Here is a 16,651-nt window from a genome sequence, read left to right on the forward strand (position 1 = left end):
CATCGGCGACCCGGGGACGCCTTGATCGGCATGACACGCTGCGGGGCGTATCCTGATGCTGGAGCGATGACGACACAGGGCGGGCCGGACGCATCCGCTCTCGCGAGGCGATGATGACGAGTGGCCGGGCCAGGACAGACCCAGTACAGGATGTGGTGATCGTTGGTGGCGGGGCCACCGGCCTGGCGGCGGCCCATGCGCTCGCTCGCGAACAGGCCCGCGTGACGCTGCTCGAAGCCCAGCCGCAGGTCGGCGGCAACCTGCGCACGCTGCGCGACGGCCCGTGGCAGATCGAGCAGGGCCCGAACACGGTGATCATGAAGCCGCCGCTGTATGCGCTGCTTGCCGAACTCGATCTACTCGACGAGGCTCGGGTGGCCGACCCGGCAAGTCGCAAGCGGTTCGTCGCGCTCGCAGGCCGGCCGGTCGCGTTGCCGAGTAATATCGCCAATGCGGTCACCAATCCGCTGCTGGGCTGGCGTGGCTGGTCCGGCATCCTGCGCGAGCCTTTCGTGCGTCGTTCGACCGCGGCCGATGAAAGCCTGGCGGATTTTGTGCAACGACGGCTCGGGCGGCGCGTGCTGGATCGGCTCGTCGACCCGTTCGTTTCCGGTGTCTATGCCGGCGACCCGGCACGCCTGTTGGCGCGGGCAGCGATGCCGCGGCTCGTTGCGCTCGAACAAGCGTATGGCTCGCTGATCCGGGGCGGACTGATGCGGCTGCTGCCCGGTCGGGCCAAGAGCACACCGGCCGTGCCACGGGCATGGCGCGGCCGGCTCTTGAGCTTCGACGGGGGCCTGCAACGGTTGGCCGAACGTCTGCAGAGCGCGATCACCGCACAGCGCCATGCCGATATCGTCTGCGAATGTCGGATCGAACGGATCGAACGCACATCCGACGGAATCTGGCAGCTCACGGATGCCACCGGCCGGCGCTGGGCCGCCCGACGCCTGGTGTTGAGCGTGCCGGCCCATGTCGCGGCATCCTTGCTGGCCCCGATCGACACGACGCTGGCCGAGGCCCTGTCCGAGATTGTCTATCCGCCGGTCAGTATCGTGGCACTGGGGTTTCGCCAAGCCGACATCGCTCATCCGCTGGATGGCTTCGGTCTGTTGTTGCCGCGGGCCGAGGGACGTGAAACGCTCGGTACGCTGTTCCCTTCCAGCCTGTTTCCCGGGCGCGCGCCGCCCGGTCATCATCTGCTCAATGTGTTTCTCGGCGGGCGTCAGTCACCGGATACGGCGCGCGGCGACGACGCACAGCAGGTCGCACGCGCAACGACGGATCTGCGCGATCTGCTGGGTATTGCAGGCCCGCCGGTCTGGCAGCGCGTCGTACGCTGGCCCCAGGCGATTCCGCAATACGAGATCGGCCATCTCGAGCGTCTGGCGCGTATCGATGCAGCCCTGACTGCGCACGAAGGCCTGTCTCTGGCCGGCAATTGGCGAGATGGCATCGCGGTTGGCGATTGCCTGGAAAACGGCAGGCAGCTTGGCGAAGCGCTGGCCGCTGCGATGAGATCACGCGGGCGCGCGCCCTGAACCGGCGAGGCGCCGGACGGCGGTTTCACGGGAAACACCAATCAGGCCGGGCCGATGGCCCAACGAAGACGTGCGCGGCGATGCACAGCGGTTTCGTTTACCATCGTCGCCTGTCATCTCCGACCCAATGAGTGATTGCCATGGCCCAAGCCAGTGCCCGTCATATTCTTGTCGACAGCGAGGCGAAATGCGTCGAGCTGAAACAGCAGATCGAAAACGGCGCGGACTTCGCCGAACTCGCGCGCCAGAATTCCACCTGCCCCTCGGGCAAGCAGGGGGGTGAGCTCGGTACGTTCGGCCGCGGTCAGATGGTGCCGGCCTTCGATGAAGTCGTCTTCAGTGCCCCGGTCGGCGAAGTTCAGGGCCCGGTCGAGACCCAGTTCGGCTATCACCTGCTGGAAGTGACCAGCCGCGGTTGAACTGCCAGATGGCGCCGCGCGGCCACCATCTCGCGCGGCGCTCGGTTGTCGCGGCTATATGTCCGGTGCCTGCGACAGCCGGCCGCCCAGTCGGGCATCGAGTGCCTCGAAATCGGCTGTGGCATCCGTCGGCCATCCCACCTGCAGGGTCACGCCCGCTTCGTGATAATCGACGGCGCGGATCGTCCCTTCGTGTTGGGCAAGCCATTCCCGTGTGGGCTGCTCGTCCGCGAAGCGCACGTCGAGCGTGAGGTTGCGGCGCGGGATATGCGTACGCTGCGGTAGATCGACCAACAGTTGGCTGACGGTCTGGGCATAGGCTCGGGCCAGGCCGCCGGTGCCGAGTTTGGTGCCACCGAAATAGCGTGTGACCACGCAGGCGATGTGGCCGAGACCGCTGCCCGCCAAGACCTGATACATGGGCCGACCGGCCGTACCGCCGGGCTCGCCGTCATCGGAAAAGCCGATGGCCTGATCGTCGCCGGGCGCGCCGGCGATGAAGGCCGAGCAGTGATGGGACGCGTCCGGATATCGCGTCTGTGCATCGGCAATCAGCCGCGCGGTATCGGCAGCGGTCTCGATCGCGGCACACCAGCCGATGAACTGACTTTTCTGGACCTCGTGTATCGCGATGTGGGGTGTTTCGATACACGCGGCGGGGATGGGATAGCGCATTCGCTCTCCGGGCGCGCCGGCCAGATGCCGGCATGGTGTCGTGGGCAAGCCGATGCCGACGGTCCCCGTGTGGCCGATCCGGCTCTGGGCATCGGATTCAATGCCAGCCCGGCTGCCATGTGTCGCCGTCCTTGAGATCCTGCCAGGGGCGCGTGTAACGCCGGCGCGTCAGGACCGCTTCGAGTACGACATCGATCACGCGTTGTCGCGCATCGCGCACGATATCGACCACAACGAAATGTCGTTCGCGATGTGTGGGTTTAACGGCCGTCCACTTGCTGTTCTGCAGCTTGTTCGGATGGACATCGGTCATTCGGTGGCCGGCCCCGACGTGGATACGAACCGCGACGCGCGATTGCGGCCCATCGGTTGGTTAGCCACGGACCACGCCTTTGGTGAGCAGGATATTGCCATAGAGCCGACGCTCGCTGGTGGCCACGACGGCATAGGCCTGGCGCGTGCGCTCGTAGAAAGCGAAACGCTCGATCATGTCGATGGCGACCTCGCGGCCCTCGGCCTGACGGAGCTGGTCGCCGAAGGTTTCGTACATGGCCGGCCGGGCCTGGGGCGCCTGCATTGCTGCCGTCGGGGGATCGATGAAATCGTCGATCGGCATCAGCTCGAGAATGGCGCCCAGGGCCTCGGGCGCGGTGGCCGACGGTAGTCGGACCAGGCGTCCGGCCAGGGCGGCTGCGGGGAAATTGGCATCGACGACCACGATTTCGTCGCCGTGGCCCATGTCGGCGAGTATGCCGAGCAGATCGCCGGTCAGCAGCGGATTGATGTTCTTGAGCATGATGGTCCTGTGGTTGATTCCAGGGCAGAGACGCGCGGCCCCGCAACGCAGCGCGGCGGAGCGTCACTCGTCCATCATGTTACAGGCCGACCGGTTGCTCGCCAGCAGAGGGCGCAGCACATCGAGTGGTACGGGCCGGCCGAAAAGATACCCCTGGGCGAGCGGGCATTCATAGTCGACCAGCGCGCGGCGCTCGAGGTCGGTCTCCACGCCTTCGGCCAGTGGCTCGACGCCGAGATTACGCGCCAGGCTCGTGAGCATGCGCACCAGTTCGCTCGAGCGCGGCGATTCGTTGATGGCGTTGACGAAGCTTCGATCGATCTTCAGGCGATGGATCGGCAGACGGCTGAGATAGCTCAGGCTGGAATAACCGGTACCGAAATCATCGATCGCGAGCTTGATGCCGTAGGCGTGCAGGGCATGTAGCGTATGCACGGCCGAGACGTAATGACTCATGCAGACGCTCTCGGTGACCTCGATCTCCAGCGCGTCCGGCGGCAGGGCGTGTTGCGTGAGCACGGCCGCGACGATATCCGTGAACCCGGGATCGCGCAGCTGCTCCACGGAGACGTTGATCGCCATCGTCAGCGTCGGATGTGTCGTGGCCCGCAGGTGGGCCAGATCGTGACAGGCCTGTTCGAGGACCCAGCGCCCGATCTCTCGGATCAGGCCGGTCTCCTCGGCCACGGGGATGAACACGGCCGGGTTGGCGAAGGCCAGATCGGCGTCGGGCCAGCGCAACAGCGCTTCGACGCCGAAGATACGCTGTGTCTGCAGATTGATCTGGGGCTGATAGTGCAGGGCAAACGCGCGGGCCGCCAGTGTCTCCCGCAGTTGGCTCTCGATCAGCCCGCGCTGGCGGAACTGGCGTTCGAGCGAGCCCGAGAACCATTCAGTGGCCCGACCGCCGAGGCGCTTGGCCATATGCATGGTCAGATCGGCGCGCCGCAGGAGGGTTTCGGCGTCGTGGCCGTGGTCGGGAAAACAGGCGATGCCGATACTCACCGACGAAGCCAGGGCCTGGTCGCGGTGTTCGATGGGGACAGCGAAGACTTCGTGCAGACGATCGGCCAGGCTCAGCAGCTGATCGCTGCTGCCGTTGTCGCGCGAGATCAGCACGAACTCGTCGCCGCCGACCCGGGCCAGCATATCGCCCCGACGAATCCGGTCGGCCAGTCGGGCGGCCACGCCCTTGAGATAGATATCGCCGGCTTCGAGGCCGCCCAGGTCATTGATCTTCTTGAAGTCGTCGATGTCGAGAAACAACACGGCCACCTGTCCGCCGCCGCCGGGCAGGCTGGCCTGTTCGATTTCAACGGCGAGCCGGCGTGCCGCGGTCTCGCGATTCGGCAGGCCCGTCAGCATGTCATGGCCCGCGCGGTAGGCAAGCGTTGCCTCGAAGCGTTTCTGCTCGGTGATGTCCTGGACCACGCCGATCCAGTGCGCGGTCTCGCCGGCCTCGTCCGGCACGGCCGTGACCTGGATCTCCAACCAGGCGTTCTCGCCTTCGGCGCCCTGCGTCGAGACCACGGCCCGGCTGCGTGAACGGGTCTGCAGAGCCGTGTTGAGCTCGCTGACCTCGCGCGCGTTGACGCAGGCGAACAGGTCGGCCATCGAGCAGCCCATCAAGGCCTGCCGGCTACGGCGCATCAGATGCGCCATGGCCGAGTTGAGATAGACCACGGCCCCCTGGGGCTGCGCCGCGGAGACGATGAACATCCCGTTATGGCTGGCCTCCATGGCGCGTGTTTGCAGGTCCAGCGTGCGCTGGACGCTGCGCTGCTGGGTCACGTCGCGGGCAACGATCAGCCAGGCTGGCGTACCGTGCCAGGCGATCGGATGAATCGACAGTTCGACCTCCAGGCTGCGCCCGGTACGCGTGACATGCCGCCATACGCCGGTATGAATCAGGGCACCGGACAGCGCCGCCCGACGCGCATCCGCGCCGGCCAGTTCGGAGACCGGCTCGATGTCGCGAAGCGTCATCTCCAGCAGTTCGTCACGACTGAATTCGTAATGATCCGTCGTGGCCCTGTTCATCTCCAGAAAACGCGTCGTCTGTCGATCGACGACATACAGCGGCAGCGGATTGTTGGTGAACAGCTCGCGATACAGGGCTGCGCTCTCGTCCAGTTCGGTGCGTGCCGTAGCCAGACGGGCGTCACGGGTGCGCAGTCGTCGGCGGGCAAGATGTGCCAGTCGCTGTTGTTCCAGCCGCGCGCGGCGTCGTGCGAGTCGCAGCTGGCGTTCGCGAGCGCGCCGGTCGTCACGCATCGCAGGTCTCACGCGCTTTGCCAGCAAGCCGACCGGCCGGCCACGGCATGATCATCGGCGCGCGATCGCGATTCGCCATCGGTCGGTCGATGATCGTCGGCGTGCCTGTCTCCGCAAGGACTGCTGTCAACGCTCTGCTCCGGAACCCTGGCCGGTTCGCCGATCAACCTCGACCTCGATTATCGTTCGATGACGAGATTTCTCAATGGGTGACATGTCGTAGACGTTGCGTCGGCCGGGCCGGCACAACATCGACCATGGGCATCGGACGGGCGGTACGATGCTGTTTTGCGTTGGGAATTCCGTTGGACCAGGGGCGATGGCAAGGGGCCATCGACCCGTCACGGCGAGGACGACGGCGACAAGACACAATGAGTGGTCCGGCCGGATACGGGGCCGCATACGACAAAACGCGCGGATTGGCACCGGATTGGGCAAGTCGAGGTGAACGATGAGGCAACGATACTGGCGGCGCATGGCATGGCTCGCGCTGCTCGTCGTGACCGTCGGCGGGGCCGTGGCGGGTTATCGGCTGGGCCAGCCGGCTCTGGACGGGCTCGATGTCGTCACGCAGACAAAACGCTTCGCGCCGGACGGTTGTCGTCAGTCCTGTCCGACCGTGCGCGTGGAGACGCTGCACTTTGCCGCGGCGCCGCATCTGCAGGCACAGCTCAGACAGCGCCTGCTGGCCACGGCCGGCCGGTCATCGTCCGACGGGGCGGGGCCGCCGCCCGACTACGCACGCTACGCCAATCGCCTGTTCGCCGCGGATGCGGCGGCACGCCGGGCCGATCCGACGGCGCCGCCGTATCATGCCGTGTTGCGTGCTCGTCTGGTCGATACCCATGACGGGCTCGCGGTGGTCGAGCTGGACACCGATGTGTATCTGGGCGGTGCACACGACATCGCCGGCCGCGCCTTTCTCGTCATCGATACGCGCACTCGGGCCGTGCTGACGCTCGCCGACCTGTTGCGCCCCGGTCGGCGCGCGGCCTTCGAGCAGCGCCTGCACACGCGTTATCGACAATGGCGGGATGAAAAGGGCATGGCGCCGGATACGGGGCAATTCACGCCCGACGGAACGGTCGCGCTGCTGGCCGGCGATGTCGCCGTCGCGTATCCGGCCGGCGAGATTGCGCCGGTGCGCTTTGGCGCACCGGTGCTGCATATCGACTACGATCGGTTGCGGGATATTCTCAAGCCGCGTTTTCTGCCCGACGCAGACGAGTGATGACCGGTCGGCGTACCTCGAACGGCGCATCGGACACGAACGCAAGACAGGCCAGCGCGCATGGATGACACCGATCTGACCCGTCTGGTCACCCAGCGCATGCCGTTCGGCAAGTACGAGGGCCGGTTCATCGCCGACCTGCCGGGGCCTTATCTGAACTGGTTCGCGCGACACGGGTTTCCGCGGGGCGAGCTCGGCCGGCTGCTGGCCCTGATGCATGAAATCGATCACAACGGCCTCGCGTATCTGCTCGAGCCACTGCGCGGGCGATCCTGAAACCGCATGACGGCGCCGCGTATCGGTGTATGATCGCGCCGATGCTCTGCCGCGATGGCGGCCGGTGACTGCCATGCACCCTTGTCTTGCCTGTGGCGCCTGTTGTGCGCATTACCGTGTCGCCTTCCATTGGCTGGAGACGGATGCGGCCGCACCGACGGGCGTGCCGGTCGCGTTGACCGAGCCGCTCGACCCGCATCGCGTGGTGATGCGCGGTACGCGCGCGCATCCGACACGCTGCGCGGCGCTGGCGGCGATCATCGGTCAACAGGCGCGTTGTACGATTCATCCGCAACGGCCCAGCGTATGTCGGGATGTGCCGGCCTCCTGGGAGAACGGCACGCCGAGCCCGCAATGCGATCGGGCACGACAGGCACACGGACTGGTCGTCCTGACCGCTGCCGATTGGCCCGCGCCGCCGGCCGCGATGCCCCGGCCGGCCGCCAACACGTCGATCACTGACGATCATGCATGGCCGGACGATTCGGCGCCGGCCGCCTGAGACGGCCGTGCCGCGTCGTCGAGCGGCTCAGCGCACGGTTTCGCGGGCCCGCACGGCATCGAGTCGTGCATCGTCGAGCAGGTTGTCCAGCGATACGGATTCGTGCGGCTCGACGGTACTGACGCCGTGCCGATAGGCGATTCGTTCGGGATCGTCCTGACCGCGATGCGCGGCAGCCAGTGCCTCGTCGAGCCGTTCGATGATCCGCTCGGCACCCACGGCATCGCTTTTGCCGGCGAGCAGCGCGAAGGTGGTTTCCCCGACCCGGGCGAATAGATCGGCGGCGCGCGTCGTGTCGATGACGATCCGGGCAAAGCATTGGAGCGTGTCGTCGCTCGGTGTCTCATCGGTGGTTCCGAACGCGTGCGCCGGGGCGAGCTCGAAATAGAGCAGGGCCGCGGTGCGTCGGTTGAGCCGGCAGCTCTCCAGCAGGCAGGGTGCCAGCGATTCGAATCCGCGCCGGTTGATCGCACCGGTCAACGTATCGACGGTCGCCTGGCCGTTGGCGGCCTCGAGTTCGCGTTCGACCAGCACGCCGAGATCGTCGAGCAGGGTCAACTCATGTTCGCTCATGAAACGCGGCGCGCGATCGACAATGCAAAGAGCCCCGAGCGCGTGGCCGTTCGCGGCCCGCAGCGGCCGACCGGCATAGAAGGCCATGTACGGCGGGCCGGAGACCAGCGGGCTGTCCATGAATCGCGGGTCGCCGGCGAGGTCGGGGATGACGAGCACGTCGTTTTCCGACATCGCCTGGGCGCAGAAGGACTGCTCGCGCGGCAGCACGTCGATATCCACGGCATCGCCGGCCTGGGATTTCGTCCACTGATAGTGCTCGGCGACCAGCGTGATGAAGGCGAACGGCACATCGAAGATACGACAGGCCAGACGCGTGATGCGGTCGAAGCGTTCTTCGGGCGCGGTGTGCAGTACGTGCAGTGCTGCCAGCGTGCGCAGTCGCGCCTGCTCATCAACCGTCGTGGTGTAGCCTGCGAAATCCGTTTCCGGGAAAATCTGCTGTGGCATCGATGCCCCCTGCCCATCGCTGCATTCCGGACGCTGGCGCTGTCACGGCCTGTCCCGTTTTCACAAAACGGCTCGTACAACAGTCTGCCCGAGCCCATGTCGATTGGCCATATCGGCGGGAGGCGCGGGCATCGTTTGCGAACACGGGCCTGACAATACAATTGTCGTCTTTGTAAGCTCTGCCCTGGCCATCGCCCGATGCGGTGGGGGACGATTCAAACGGGGATGAGTGTGACCGATGCACAGAGCGCGCCGACACCGCGACGGCGTGAGCGTTTCATGGGGCTGGAATGGCTGCGTTTCGGGCTGGGCCTGTATCTCGTGGCGTTCCACACGCTGCATGCGTATCAGCCGATCCGCAGCTGGTCGCATTACGTGACCGATCTGGGGTTCTTCGCCACGAGCACGTTCTTCGTGCTGTCGGGATTCCTGCTCACCCACGTCTATCTGGACGCGCGATCGAACCATGTCATGCGGGAGCCGGCGCGCAGTTTCTGGGTCAAGCGCTTCTCCAATCTCTACCCGATCCATATCGGCTCGCTCCTGCTGGCGATCCTGATGGCTCAGATGGTGGGCTGGCTGGCCCTCACGCCGGCCGATGCGGCGACCACGTATCGATTCGTCGCCTACGACATCAATCGCGCGGCGCTGTTTCCTGGCGAAACGCACCACATCATGAGCTACGCCGAGCTGTTCACCAATCTGGGGCTCAACGCGGTCATGCTTCAGGCGTGGAATCCGTATTATCTGACTTTCAACCCACCGTCATGGTCGATTTCGGCGCTTTTCTTCTTCTATCTGTGGTTTCCGTGGCTGGCGCCGAAACTCATGCGTCTGCGGCGTCCGGCGATCGGGCTGGCCATCACGCTGGCGGTGTATGTGGTCCCGGCGCTGATCGTGATCGCGTTGACGAATTACGACACTCCCGAGACCGGCATCCTGCACCGCAACCCGATCGTACGGATGCCCGAGTTCATCGCCGGCATTCTGCTCTATGCCATCTATGCCCGACGACGGGCGACGGGCTCGGGGCTGTCGGTGGCCACGGGGGGCATCCTGGGGGTGTTGATCGTGGTCTCGTTCGTCGGCGGGACCCTGTTGCTGACGTTCGGCTCGGCCGCGTATTACCTGCTCCACGACGGTTTGTTGCTGCCGGCCTGCCTGGCGGCGGTGTATCTGGCCGCCTTCGTGCGGCCGGCCGGGTCGGAACGCATCAACGACTGGGCGGTGCGTCTGGGCGGTGCGGCGCTGCCGATGTTCGCCCTGCATATTCCGTTGTTCACGGCCTTCACCCGGTTGGAAAAGATTCTCGCCGGTCAGCCGTCGCTGTGTCTGGCCGGCCAGTGGCGACCCTGTTTCGATGCCGCCGGCCAGGCCACGCTGTCGGTCTGGGCCTATCCGTTGTATCTGGTGCTCACGATCGCGGCCTGCGTGGTCTTTCAGCAGCGTTTCGTGCGCGGCGCCCGTCACCTGATCGAACCGCCGCTGATGCGACTGGTCATGCGTTGAGCCGCGCGCGCCGACAGGCCGGCCCGATCGGGACGGCTAGCGGTGGATACGCCTGACGCGGCCGGCGACGACGATGCCGCCGGCCGTGCATCAGGCCAGGCAGGCGGTTACTGGTCGTTCCACTGCGCGTGGAAGCTGCCCTCGCGATCGACGCGCTCGAACGTATGGGCGCCGAAGAAATCACGCTGCGACTGCAACAGATTGGCCGGCAGCCGCTCGCTGCGATAGCTGTCGTAATAGGCGATGGCCGACGCGAAGCCGGGCACCGGCACGCCGGCACGAACCGCGGTCGCAACCACGTCGCGAAGCGCACTCTGATAGCGCTCGGCAATATCCTTGAAGTGCGGATCGAGCAGGAGATTGGCCAGTGCCGGCTCGGCGGCATAGGCATCGGTGATCTTCTGCAGGAAACCGGCGCGAATGATGCACCCGGCGCGGAAGATACCGGCGATGCGGCCGTAATCCAGCGGCCAGTCGTATTCCTCGGCGGCGGCCCGCATCTGGGCGAAACCCTGCGCGTAGGAAATGATCTTCGACAGGTACAGTGCGCGACGCACCGACTCGATGAAATCCGTCTTGTCCTCGATCTCGACCGTCTGCGCCGGGCCGTTGAGTTGCTTGGCGGCTGCGACACGCTCGGTCTTGAGTGACGAGAGCACGCGGGCGAAGACCGATTCGGTGATCAGTGGCAACGGGACGCCGAGATCCAGCGCACTCTGGCTGGTCCACTTGCCGGTGCCTTTCTGCGCGGCCCGGTCGAGCACCATGTCGACGAGGTCTGCACTGGTCTCGTCATCCTTCTTGGTGAAGATCTGGGCAGTGATCTCGATCAGATAGCTGTCGAGTTCGCCGGTGTTCCATTCGGCGAATGTGTCGGCCAGCTCGCTGTTGGACAGCCCGGCGACCTGCTTGAGCATCGCATAGCTTTCGCAGATGAGCTGCATGTCGCCGTATTCGATGCCGTTGTGCACCATCTTGACGTAGTGTCCGGCGCCGTCGGGCCCGATATAGGTCGTGCAGGGGCTGCCGTCGGGCGCGCGGGCGGCGATCTCCTCCAGAATCGGGCCGACCAGATCGTAGGCCTCTTTCTGGCCGCCGGGCATGATCGACGGACCGTTGAGCGCGCCTTCCTCGCCGCCGGATACGCCGGTGCCGATGAAATGCAGCCCGTGCTCGGAAAGTTCGGCGTTGCGACGGATGGTGTCCTTGAAGAAGGTATTGCCGCCGTCGATGAGAATGTCGCCCTTGTCCAACAGGGGCTTGAGTTGCTCGATGACCTTGTCGGTGCCCGGGCCGGCCTTGACCATCAGCAGGATGCGCCGCGGCGTTTCGAGCGATGCGACGAAGTCCTCGAGCGAATAGCTCGGAACGAGCTGCTTGTCGGGGTTGTCGGCCATGACCTCGTCGGTCTTTTCACGCGAGCGGTTGTAGATCGAAACCGCATGCCCACGGCTTTCGATGTTCAACGCGAGGTTGCGGCCCATGACGGCCATGCCGATCACGCCGATCTTCTGTTTGCTCATGACTGTGCTCTCGATTGAAAGTGGGAAAACCGTACCTGAAAACGATTTCAGACGGGGCGCTGATTGGGATGATCCGGCACTGTCTGAACGACTTGCCGACGTTGTCGGATCGTGGGATCGCATATCGTCGAGGCAACGGTATCCGACCGGCCGATCAGCAGGTCATGGCATCCGCCGTGCATAAACCTGTGCACAACTCGTGTGGATAATGCCCCGGTTTCACATGGAATACCCGTCAATACAGGCTCCGGGCGGCACAGGACACGTTGTGGACAACTGAGTCGTTGCCGCGACTGTTCGTGCAATCGATCACGGGGCGACGCCCGGTGACACGTCTGATCAGGGCGCGAGTGCGGTGATTCAGGTCGCCAGCCTGGGCGTGCCGGCGCCGACCGCCGGGTCATAGCCCGAGCGGGCCGGCCAGTACCCGTTGGTGTGGCCGCCGTCGATGTCGCGATAAGCCCCGCCCGTGCCGTAACCGCGTGCGCCGATCAGGGCGTAGAGCCGTGGGTTGATCAATCCGTAACGCGACTGTCCCCGCTGCACGCCCAGCGCGATGAGCTTGGCCAGCTGCGGGGCGACGAAGCTGGTGCCGCCGTGGTCGCTGCGCTGGCCACCGTCGATCGTCGTGTAGGTCAGATATCCCGAGTTCGTATCGGCGTTCATCGAGACATCCGGCACGTTGCGACCGACGAAGCCGTTGGGCAGGCGCGTGTAGGTCCGGCCGCTGTCGTAGTCGGGGACTGTCTGTCCGGCCGCGCTGTCCTGCATGCCGGCAATGCCCTGCTGATAGGTCGGGCGGTCGGTATAGACACTGACATCGCCACCGCCACCGCCACCGACCGGAAACAGATAAGCCGCTTCCGCCGAGAGCCCTTGGCAGTCGCGATCGTAATCGCCGAGGTAATCCTGGGGTCTGTTGATGTTTCGTTCGAGCGCCGCGTTGGCGCCGCAAATCCCGTCCGGCGGCGTTGCGAGCCTGGATCGTGGCACGCCACGATCGGCAACTCGCGCCTTGCCGGACACACGGCGGTCTCTCGACGAAAAGGCGCTCGAACGAAACATCAACACGCCCTGGCAATTCGGCCGATCGACCGGTAGGGCAGCTCATCCCAGAGCGCGCATGCCGCCCGGCGATCACGCGATCGTAATTCCAGTTCAATGTTTTCTTTACTTCGTTCAGCAAACCCCGTAAAAGATTGTGTGCGATAAATAAGAGCCGACGACGGCTCGCGAAAAAGGAAAGGAGATCTCATGAAAGCGGAAAAACGAGCTCACGGTCGGCTTGTTTCGGGGATGGCCGCAGGGCTCGTGCTGGCGGCCGCCAGCGGGTGTGCGAGTCAGCAGGGTACGGCTGCCGGTGATGACGGGTCGCTCGACTCGCGCGTGGCGCCCACCCAGAACACGCAGGCCACCGGCACAGTGCCGGCGGCCGCTTCGTCCAAGGGCGGCAATACGGGTGTTTCCGACGATCAGTCCCGGGCCTCGGATAGCGACACGAGCGCGCTGCCGCGTGTGGCCCCTACCCAGAGCACGAAAGGCACCGGGGCCTATCCCGACGCCAAGCAGCAGTAACCACGCTAGAGCCTGTTGAGGTTTCGTGCGAGTCCGCGCCAAGCGCTGTATTGCCGCAAAACAGCGCTTGTCCCTTTGGGTTGGGCCGCAAATCGCGCCTTGCAGGACACACTGCGGTCTCTCGACGAAAGGGCGCTTGAACGAACCTCAACAGGCCCCAGCGCCGGTCGGGCATGGGGCCCGACCGGTTCGACGGGGCGAGGCGGTTGTCAGTCAGCCTGTTGCGATGATGGTCGCTCGCCCAGCGCGATGGCGCTGTGGTCCACCGACTGGAAAGCCTGCATGTAATCGGCCAGCGCCGAGGCCATGAGTTCGGCCGATACCGCGGCCCGGATGGCCTGTCGCCGTTCTGCTATCTCTTCGATCCCGACCGCGTGTTCGATCACGCGCTGGGCCAGGGCATGGGTATTGCGCTGAGCGTCCATCACGGTCTCCAGCGCCGGGCTGCGGCCGGCAAACTGAGCGCGCAGACGTGTCATCTCCGCTTCGATTGCGCCGTGCAGATCGGCATCCAGATTCAGTCGCTGTGACAACACCACGAGCGTTCGTGCCTCAAGCCCGATATTGATCGAGGCCAGCACGGCCTGCCGTGGCGAGAATGTGACCGGCCCATCCTCGACGTCATTGAGCGCCAGGCTGTTGAGGCGGTCATACATGCGGGTTTCGAAACGTGCCCGGGTTCGTCGATCGCCGCCGGCCATCTCATCGAACACGCCGTGCATCTGCTCGCGTAGCCGTTGGCGCGCTGTGACCGGCAGTACCAGGCGAAAGGCGAGAATGGTCAATCCGACCGCGCCCGAAATCCCGAGGGCGATCTGGAAATAGGTTGTGAAGCTCGGCAGGGCGCCGCTCTGAACATGGACCAGCAACGAAAACATGACCGCGGAAATGCGCCCGGGCAGGGCCACCGCGATATTCGGCACGGTCATCGCCAGGCCGGCTGCGAAGTAGAACGGCAGCGTGCACAGCATGAGCATGGCGTAACTGTTGGCCTGGGGCAGCAGGAGGAAATCGACGACGAAGGCCGCTATCGCGGCGATTGCCAGCCCCTTGCCGAAACCGCCGGCTGCCGCGACCGGGTTGGGCAGCGTCGCGAATATGGTGGTCAGTGCGGCCAGCAGGATCATTAACAGAATAGCCGGCAGTTGATCGTGGAAATTGATCCAGACCATGCCCCCGAGGCTGACGGCCACGAGTGTGCGAGCCGCGTTGCGCAGGGCATTGCGGATGTCCATCGGGTGCCCGAATTCGGACCCGTCGTTGGCACCGTCCTCGGCGGTGAGGCTTTCGGTGAGCAGCATGCCGTGCTTGATCAGGGCTGCCCGCCCGCGATCGGCCAGATCCAGCGCCCGGCTGATCACGACCCAGTCCGCCAGCGTTCGCGGCCGGCCGTGGCTGGCCGGTCGCCGGGCGTTGTCGATGATCGCATCATAGGCGGCGTCGAAGGCCTGTCTCGCGCGCGCCCAGTCCGTCGGCGCGTCCTGTAGTCGTCGGGCCGGTTCGGCCAGAGCCTGCAGCGGCGTGGTATCGGGTTGGCCCGGACGTGCCGCCAGATAGACGTGCAGGGACGAGGCCGCGCTGACCAGCGCCAGAATGTCATAGTCCAGCCGGCGTGCCATGCGGTTGAGATGGGCGAAACCGGGATACTCGTAGCTGATGTACTGGCGCGTCTGTTCGAGCGCCAGGGCCTGGGCGGCGAGATCCTGCAGCACCGGATGAGGATCGTCGTCGGTTCCCTGCGCGGTCTCCCCCTGTTCGGCGGTGGGAGAACCGCCGAGGCCGGCCAGCCGGACGAACTCCCCGCCCAGAGCGCCGAGCAGGCGCAACCGGCTCTCGCGGTAGCTGCGGGCGGTTTTCGGGGGTGAGAAGAGCACGTTGACCGCCGCTGTGACGATGGCGGCGAGCACGCATTCCGAGGTGCGCGCCACAGCGATCTCGAACGGCGGCTGGTCGAGCGTGTGCGACAGGATGACGGTCACACCGGCAATGAAGCCGGCGATCGCGAAACCGTAGGACAGATTGTTGCGCAGCAGATTCGAGCAGAACGCGCAGAACGTGATCCAGATGACGAGCGCGGCTGCGCTGAGTTCATAGCTTTGATAGAACAGCGCGAGGATGAGCAGGCCCACGCAGCCGGCCACGAGCGTGCCCGCTGCGCGGGCAAAGCCTCGCACCACCGCCAGGCCGGGCAGCGGCTGCATCATCACGGCGACTTCCAGCGCGGCCCAGTACGGCCGATCGAGTTCCAGCCACATCGACAGGAACAGAGCCAGGGCAATCGCGAGACAGAAACGCAGCGCGAACCCGACGCTGTCGGCCGACGGCAGGAAAAGCCAGGAGAGACGCGACATGATCAGCCTGCGTTGATGCCGGATCGCATGCCGGTGTTCTGCTGGGGCTCAGGCAGCAAAGCGCAGCATCTGACCGTCCCAGACCAGATGCCGGTCAGCACGGGCCGCCGTGGCCTCGATATGTGCCGCGTTGGGCCGATCGGTTGCCGCGATCCAGGCCCAGGCTGCGTCACGGCTGCGCCCGAAGCGCTGATGGCGCGCGGCCAGCCAGGCCTCGCGCTGTTCTGCGGCGACATCCAGAAACCAGACGGCATCCAGCGCATCCGCGATCGACGTCCACGGCGTCTCATCCAGCAACAGATAGTTGCCTTCCGTGACCACCAACGGCGTCTCGGCGTCGACGGCGATACTCGCGGCGATCGGCTCCTCGATCTCGCGATAGAAGCCCGGCGCATAGATGGTCTCGGCGCCGCCGAAGCCCTGGCGGATACGGGTCAGCAGATCCCGATAGCCCGCGGCATCGAACGTATCGGGCGCACCCTTGCGATCGTGACGGCCGAGTCGGTGGAGTTCGCGCTGGGACAGATGAAAACCGTCCATCGGCACGTTGACCGCCCGCGGCGCGAGGGCGGCGACGAGGGCTTCGGCCAGTGTCGATTTACCCGATGCCGGGGCGCCAACCAGGCCGAGGACACAACGCCCCGGTCGGTCGGCCAAAGCGCTCGCCTCGGCGCGAACTGCGGCATCGAGGGCAATATCGGTCGCGTACGTCATCGGCTCGCTCATCCTGCGCTCGCAGCGGGTTGGGACCCCGACATGGCCGGTCGGGCATGACGATCATCCTATCTCACAGGTCGTCGACCCATTGGTCGGCCGGCAGATCGTGCGCCCGGACAGGGCGGCGTCACGCCCGACAAGATACTCCGGCGTCGGCCGTAACGACAGACGCCTCGTCGACCAACGACGAGACAGCCGCCACGCGCGAGGCCGTGTCCGGCCCGCGATCGGATATGTGT

Annotated in this window: 16 protein-coding genes; 7 read left to right on the forward strand and 9 right to left on the reverse strand. The window is 65.5% G+C overall.

The annotated features are described in order from the left end of the window. Positions 1-110: 110 nt before the first annotated feature. Positions 111-1,541: a protoporphyrinogen oxidase gene (gene hemG, locus D3260_RS08180; RefSeq protein WP_120098104.1), complete on the forward strand. Its 1,431-nt coding sequence runs from the start codon at positions 111-113 to the stop codon at positions 1,539-1,541. A gap of 140 nt (positions 1,542-1,681) precedes the next feature. Continuing rightward, positions 1,682-1,960 carry a peptidylprolyl isomerase gene (locus D3260_RS08185; RefSeq protein WP_120098105.1) on the forward strand — a complete coding sequence of 93 codons (279 nt, stop codon included), beginning with the start codon at positions 1,682-1,684 and terminating at the stop codon, positions 1,958-1,960. A gap of 54 nt (positions 1,961-2,014) precedes the next feature. On the opposite strand, the gene D3260_RS08190 is transcribed toward D3260_RS08185, so the two are convergent. The 4 genes from D3260_RS08190 to D3260_RS08205 form a co-directional block, all read right to left on the reverse strand. After that, entirely contained in the window at positions 2,015-2,635 is a 621-nt protein-coding gene (locus D3260_RS08190; protein ID WP_120098106.1) for a YigZ family protein, read from the reverse strand. 97 nt (positions 2,636-2,732) lie between these two features. Beyond that, positions 2,733-2,948, reverse strand: a complete 216-nt coding sequence (locus D3260_RS08195) for a TIGR02450 family Trp-rich protein (protein WP_120098107.1) — start codon at positions 2,946-2,948, stop codon at positions 2,733-2,735. A 60-nt stretch (positions 2,949-3,008) separates the two neighbouring features. Continuing rightward, a complete protein-coding gene (locus D3260_RS08200; protein WP_120098108.1) occupies positions 3,009-3,431 on the reverse strand; it encodes an RbsD/FucU family protein in 423 nt (140 codons plus the stop codon). A gap of 63 nt (positions 3,432-3,494) precedes the next feature. After that, positions 3,495-5,705: a bifunctional diguanylate cyclase/phosphodiesterase gene (locus tag D3260_RS08205; protein WP_120098109.1), complete on the reverse strand. Its 2,211-nt coding sequence runs from the start codon at positions 5,703-5,705 to the stop codon at positions 3,495-3,497. 451 nt (positions 5,706-6,156) lie between these two features. Here D3260_RS08205 and D3260_RS08210 point away from each other — a divergent pair, with 451 nt between their 5' ends. The 3 genes from D3260_RS08210 (at position 6,157) to D3260_RS08220 (ending at position 7,714) form a co-directional block, all read left to right on the forward strand. After that, a complete protein-coding gene (locus tag D3260_RS08210; RefSeq protein ID WP_147418137.1) occupies positions 6,157-6,936 on the forward strand; it encodes a hypothetical protein in 780 nt (259 codons plus the stop codon). Positions 6,937-6,996: 60 nt separating this feature from the next. Beyond that, the gene (locus tag D3260_RS08215; RefSeq protein WP_120098111.1) at positions 6,997-7,212 is read left to right on the forward strand and encodes a DUF3820 family protein; all 216 of its coding nucleotides are present in this window, start codon (positions 6,997-6,999) and stop codon (positions 7,210-7,212) included. A 73-nt stretch (positions 7,213-7,285) separates the two neighbouring features. Beyond that, entirely contained in the window at positions 7,286-7,714 is a 429-nt protein-coding gene (locus tag D3260_RS08220; RefSeq protein WP_120098234.1) for a YkgJ family cysteine cluster protein, read from the forward strand. A 27-nt stretch (positions 7,715-7,741) separates the two neighbouring features. Here the strand turns inward: D3260_RS08220 and D3260_RS08225 are convergent, their stop codons facing one another. Next, complete coding sequence (locus D3260_RS08225; RefSeq protein WP_120098112.1) at positions 7,742-8,737, reverse strand: GAF domain-containing protein; 996 nt, start codon at positions 8,735-8,737, stop codon at positions 7,742-7,744. A 231-nt stretch (positions 8,738-8,968) separates the two neighbouring features. Here D3260_RS08225 and D3260_RS08230 point away from each other — a divergent pair, with 231 nt between their 5' ends. Next, positions 8,969-10,246: an acyltransferase gene (locus D3260_RS08230; protein WP_233544007.1), complete on the forward strand. Its 1,278-nt coding sequence runs from the start codon at positions 8,969-8,971 to the stop codon at positions 10,244-10,246. A 107-nt stretch (positions 10,247-10,353) separates the two neighbouring features. Here D3260_RS08230 and gndA read toward each other — a convergent pair whose 3' ends face one another. Beyond that, positions 10,354-11,769 carry an NADP-dependent phosphogluconate dehydrogenase gene (gndA, locus tag D3260_RS08235; protein WP_120098114.1) on the reverse strand — a complete coding sequence of 472 codons (1,416 nt, stop codon included), beginning with the start codon at positions 11,767-11,769 and terminating at the stop codon, positions 10,354-10,356. A 360-nt stretch (positions 11,770-12,129) separates the two neighbouring features. Next, on the reverse strand, positions 12,130-12,762 hold the full coding sequence (locus D3260_RS08240) for a hypothetical protein (RefSeq protein WP_147418138.1): 633 nt from the start codon (positions 12,760-12,762) through the stop codon (positions 12,130-12,132). Between the two features lie 261 nt (positions 12,763-13,023). Here D3260_RS08240 and D3260_RS08245 point away from each other — a divergent pair, with 261 nt between their 5' ends. After that, positions 13,024-13,344, forward strand: coding sequence for a hypothetical protein (locus tag D3260_RS08245; RefSeq protein WP_147418139.1), 321 nt, complete (start codon positions 13,024-13,026; stop codon positions 13,342-13,344). Between the two features lie 209 nt (positions 13,345-13,553). Here D3260_RS08245 and D3260_RS08250 read toward each other — a convergent pair whose 3' ends face one another. Then, positions 13,554-15,695, reverse strand: coding sequence for an FUSC family protein (locus D3260_RS08250; RefSeq protein ID WP_120098117.1), 2,142 nt, complete (start codon positions 15,693-15,695; stop codon positions 13,554-13,556). Between the two features lie 48 nt (positions 15,696-15,743). After that, positions 15,744-16,409, reverse strand: coding sequence for a nucleoside/nucleotide kinase family protein (locus tag D3260_RS08255; protein ID WP_233544008.1), 666 nt, complete (start codon positions 16,407-16,409; stop codon positions 15,744-15,746). Positions 16,410-16,651 lie beyond the last annotated feature (242 nt).

It is taken from the genome of Salinisphaera sp. Q1T1-3, from assembly GCF_003602005.1.
Classification (GTDB): Bacteria; Pseudomonadota; Gammaproteobacteria; order Nevskiales; family Salinisphaeraceae; genus Salinisphaera.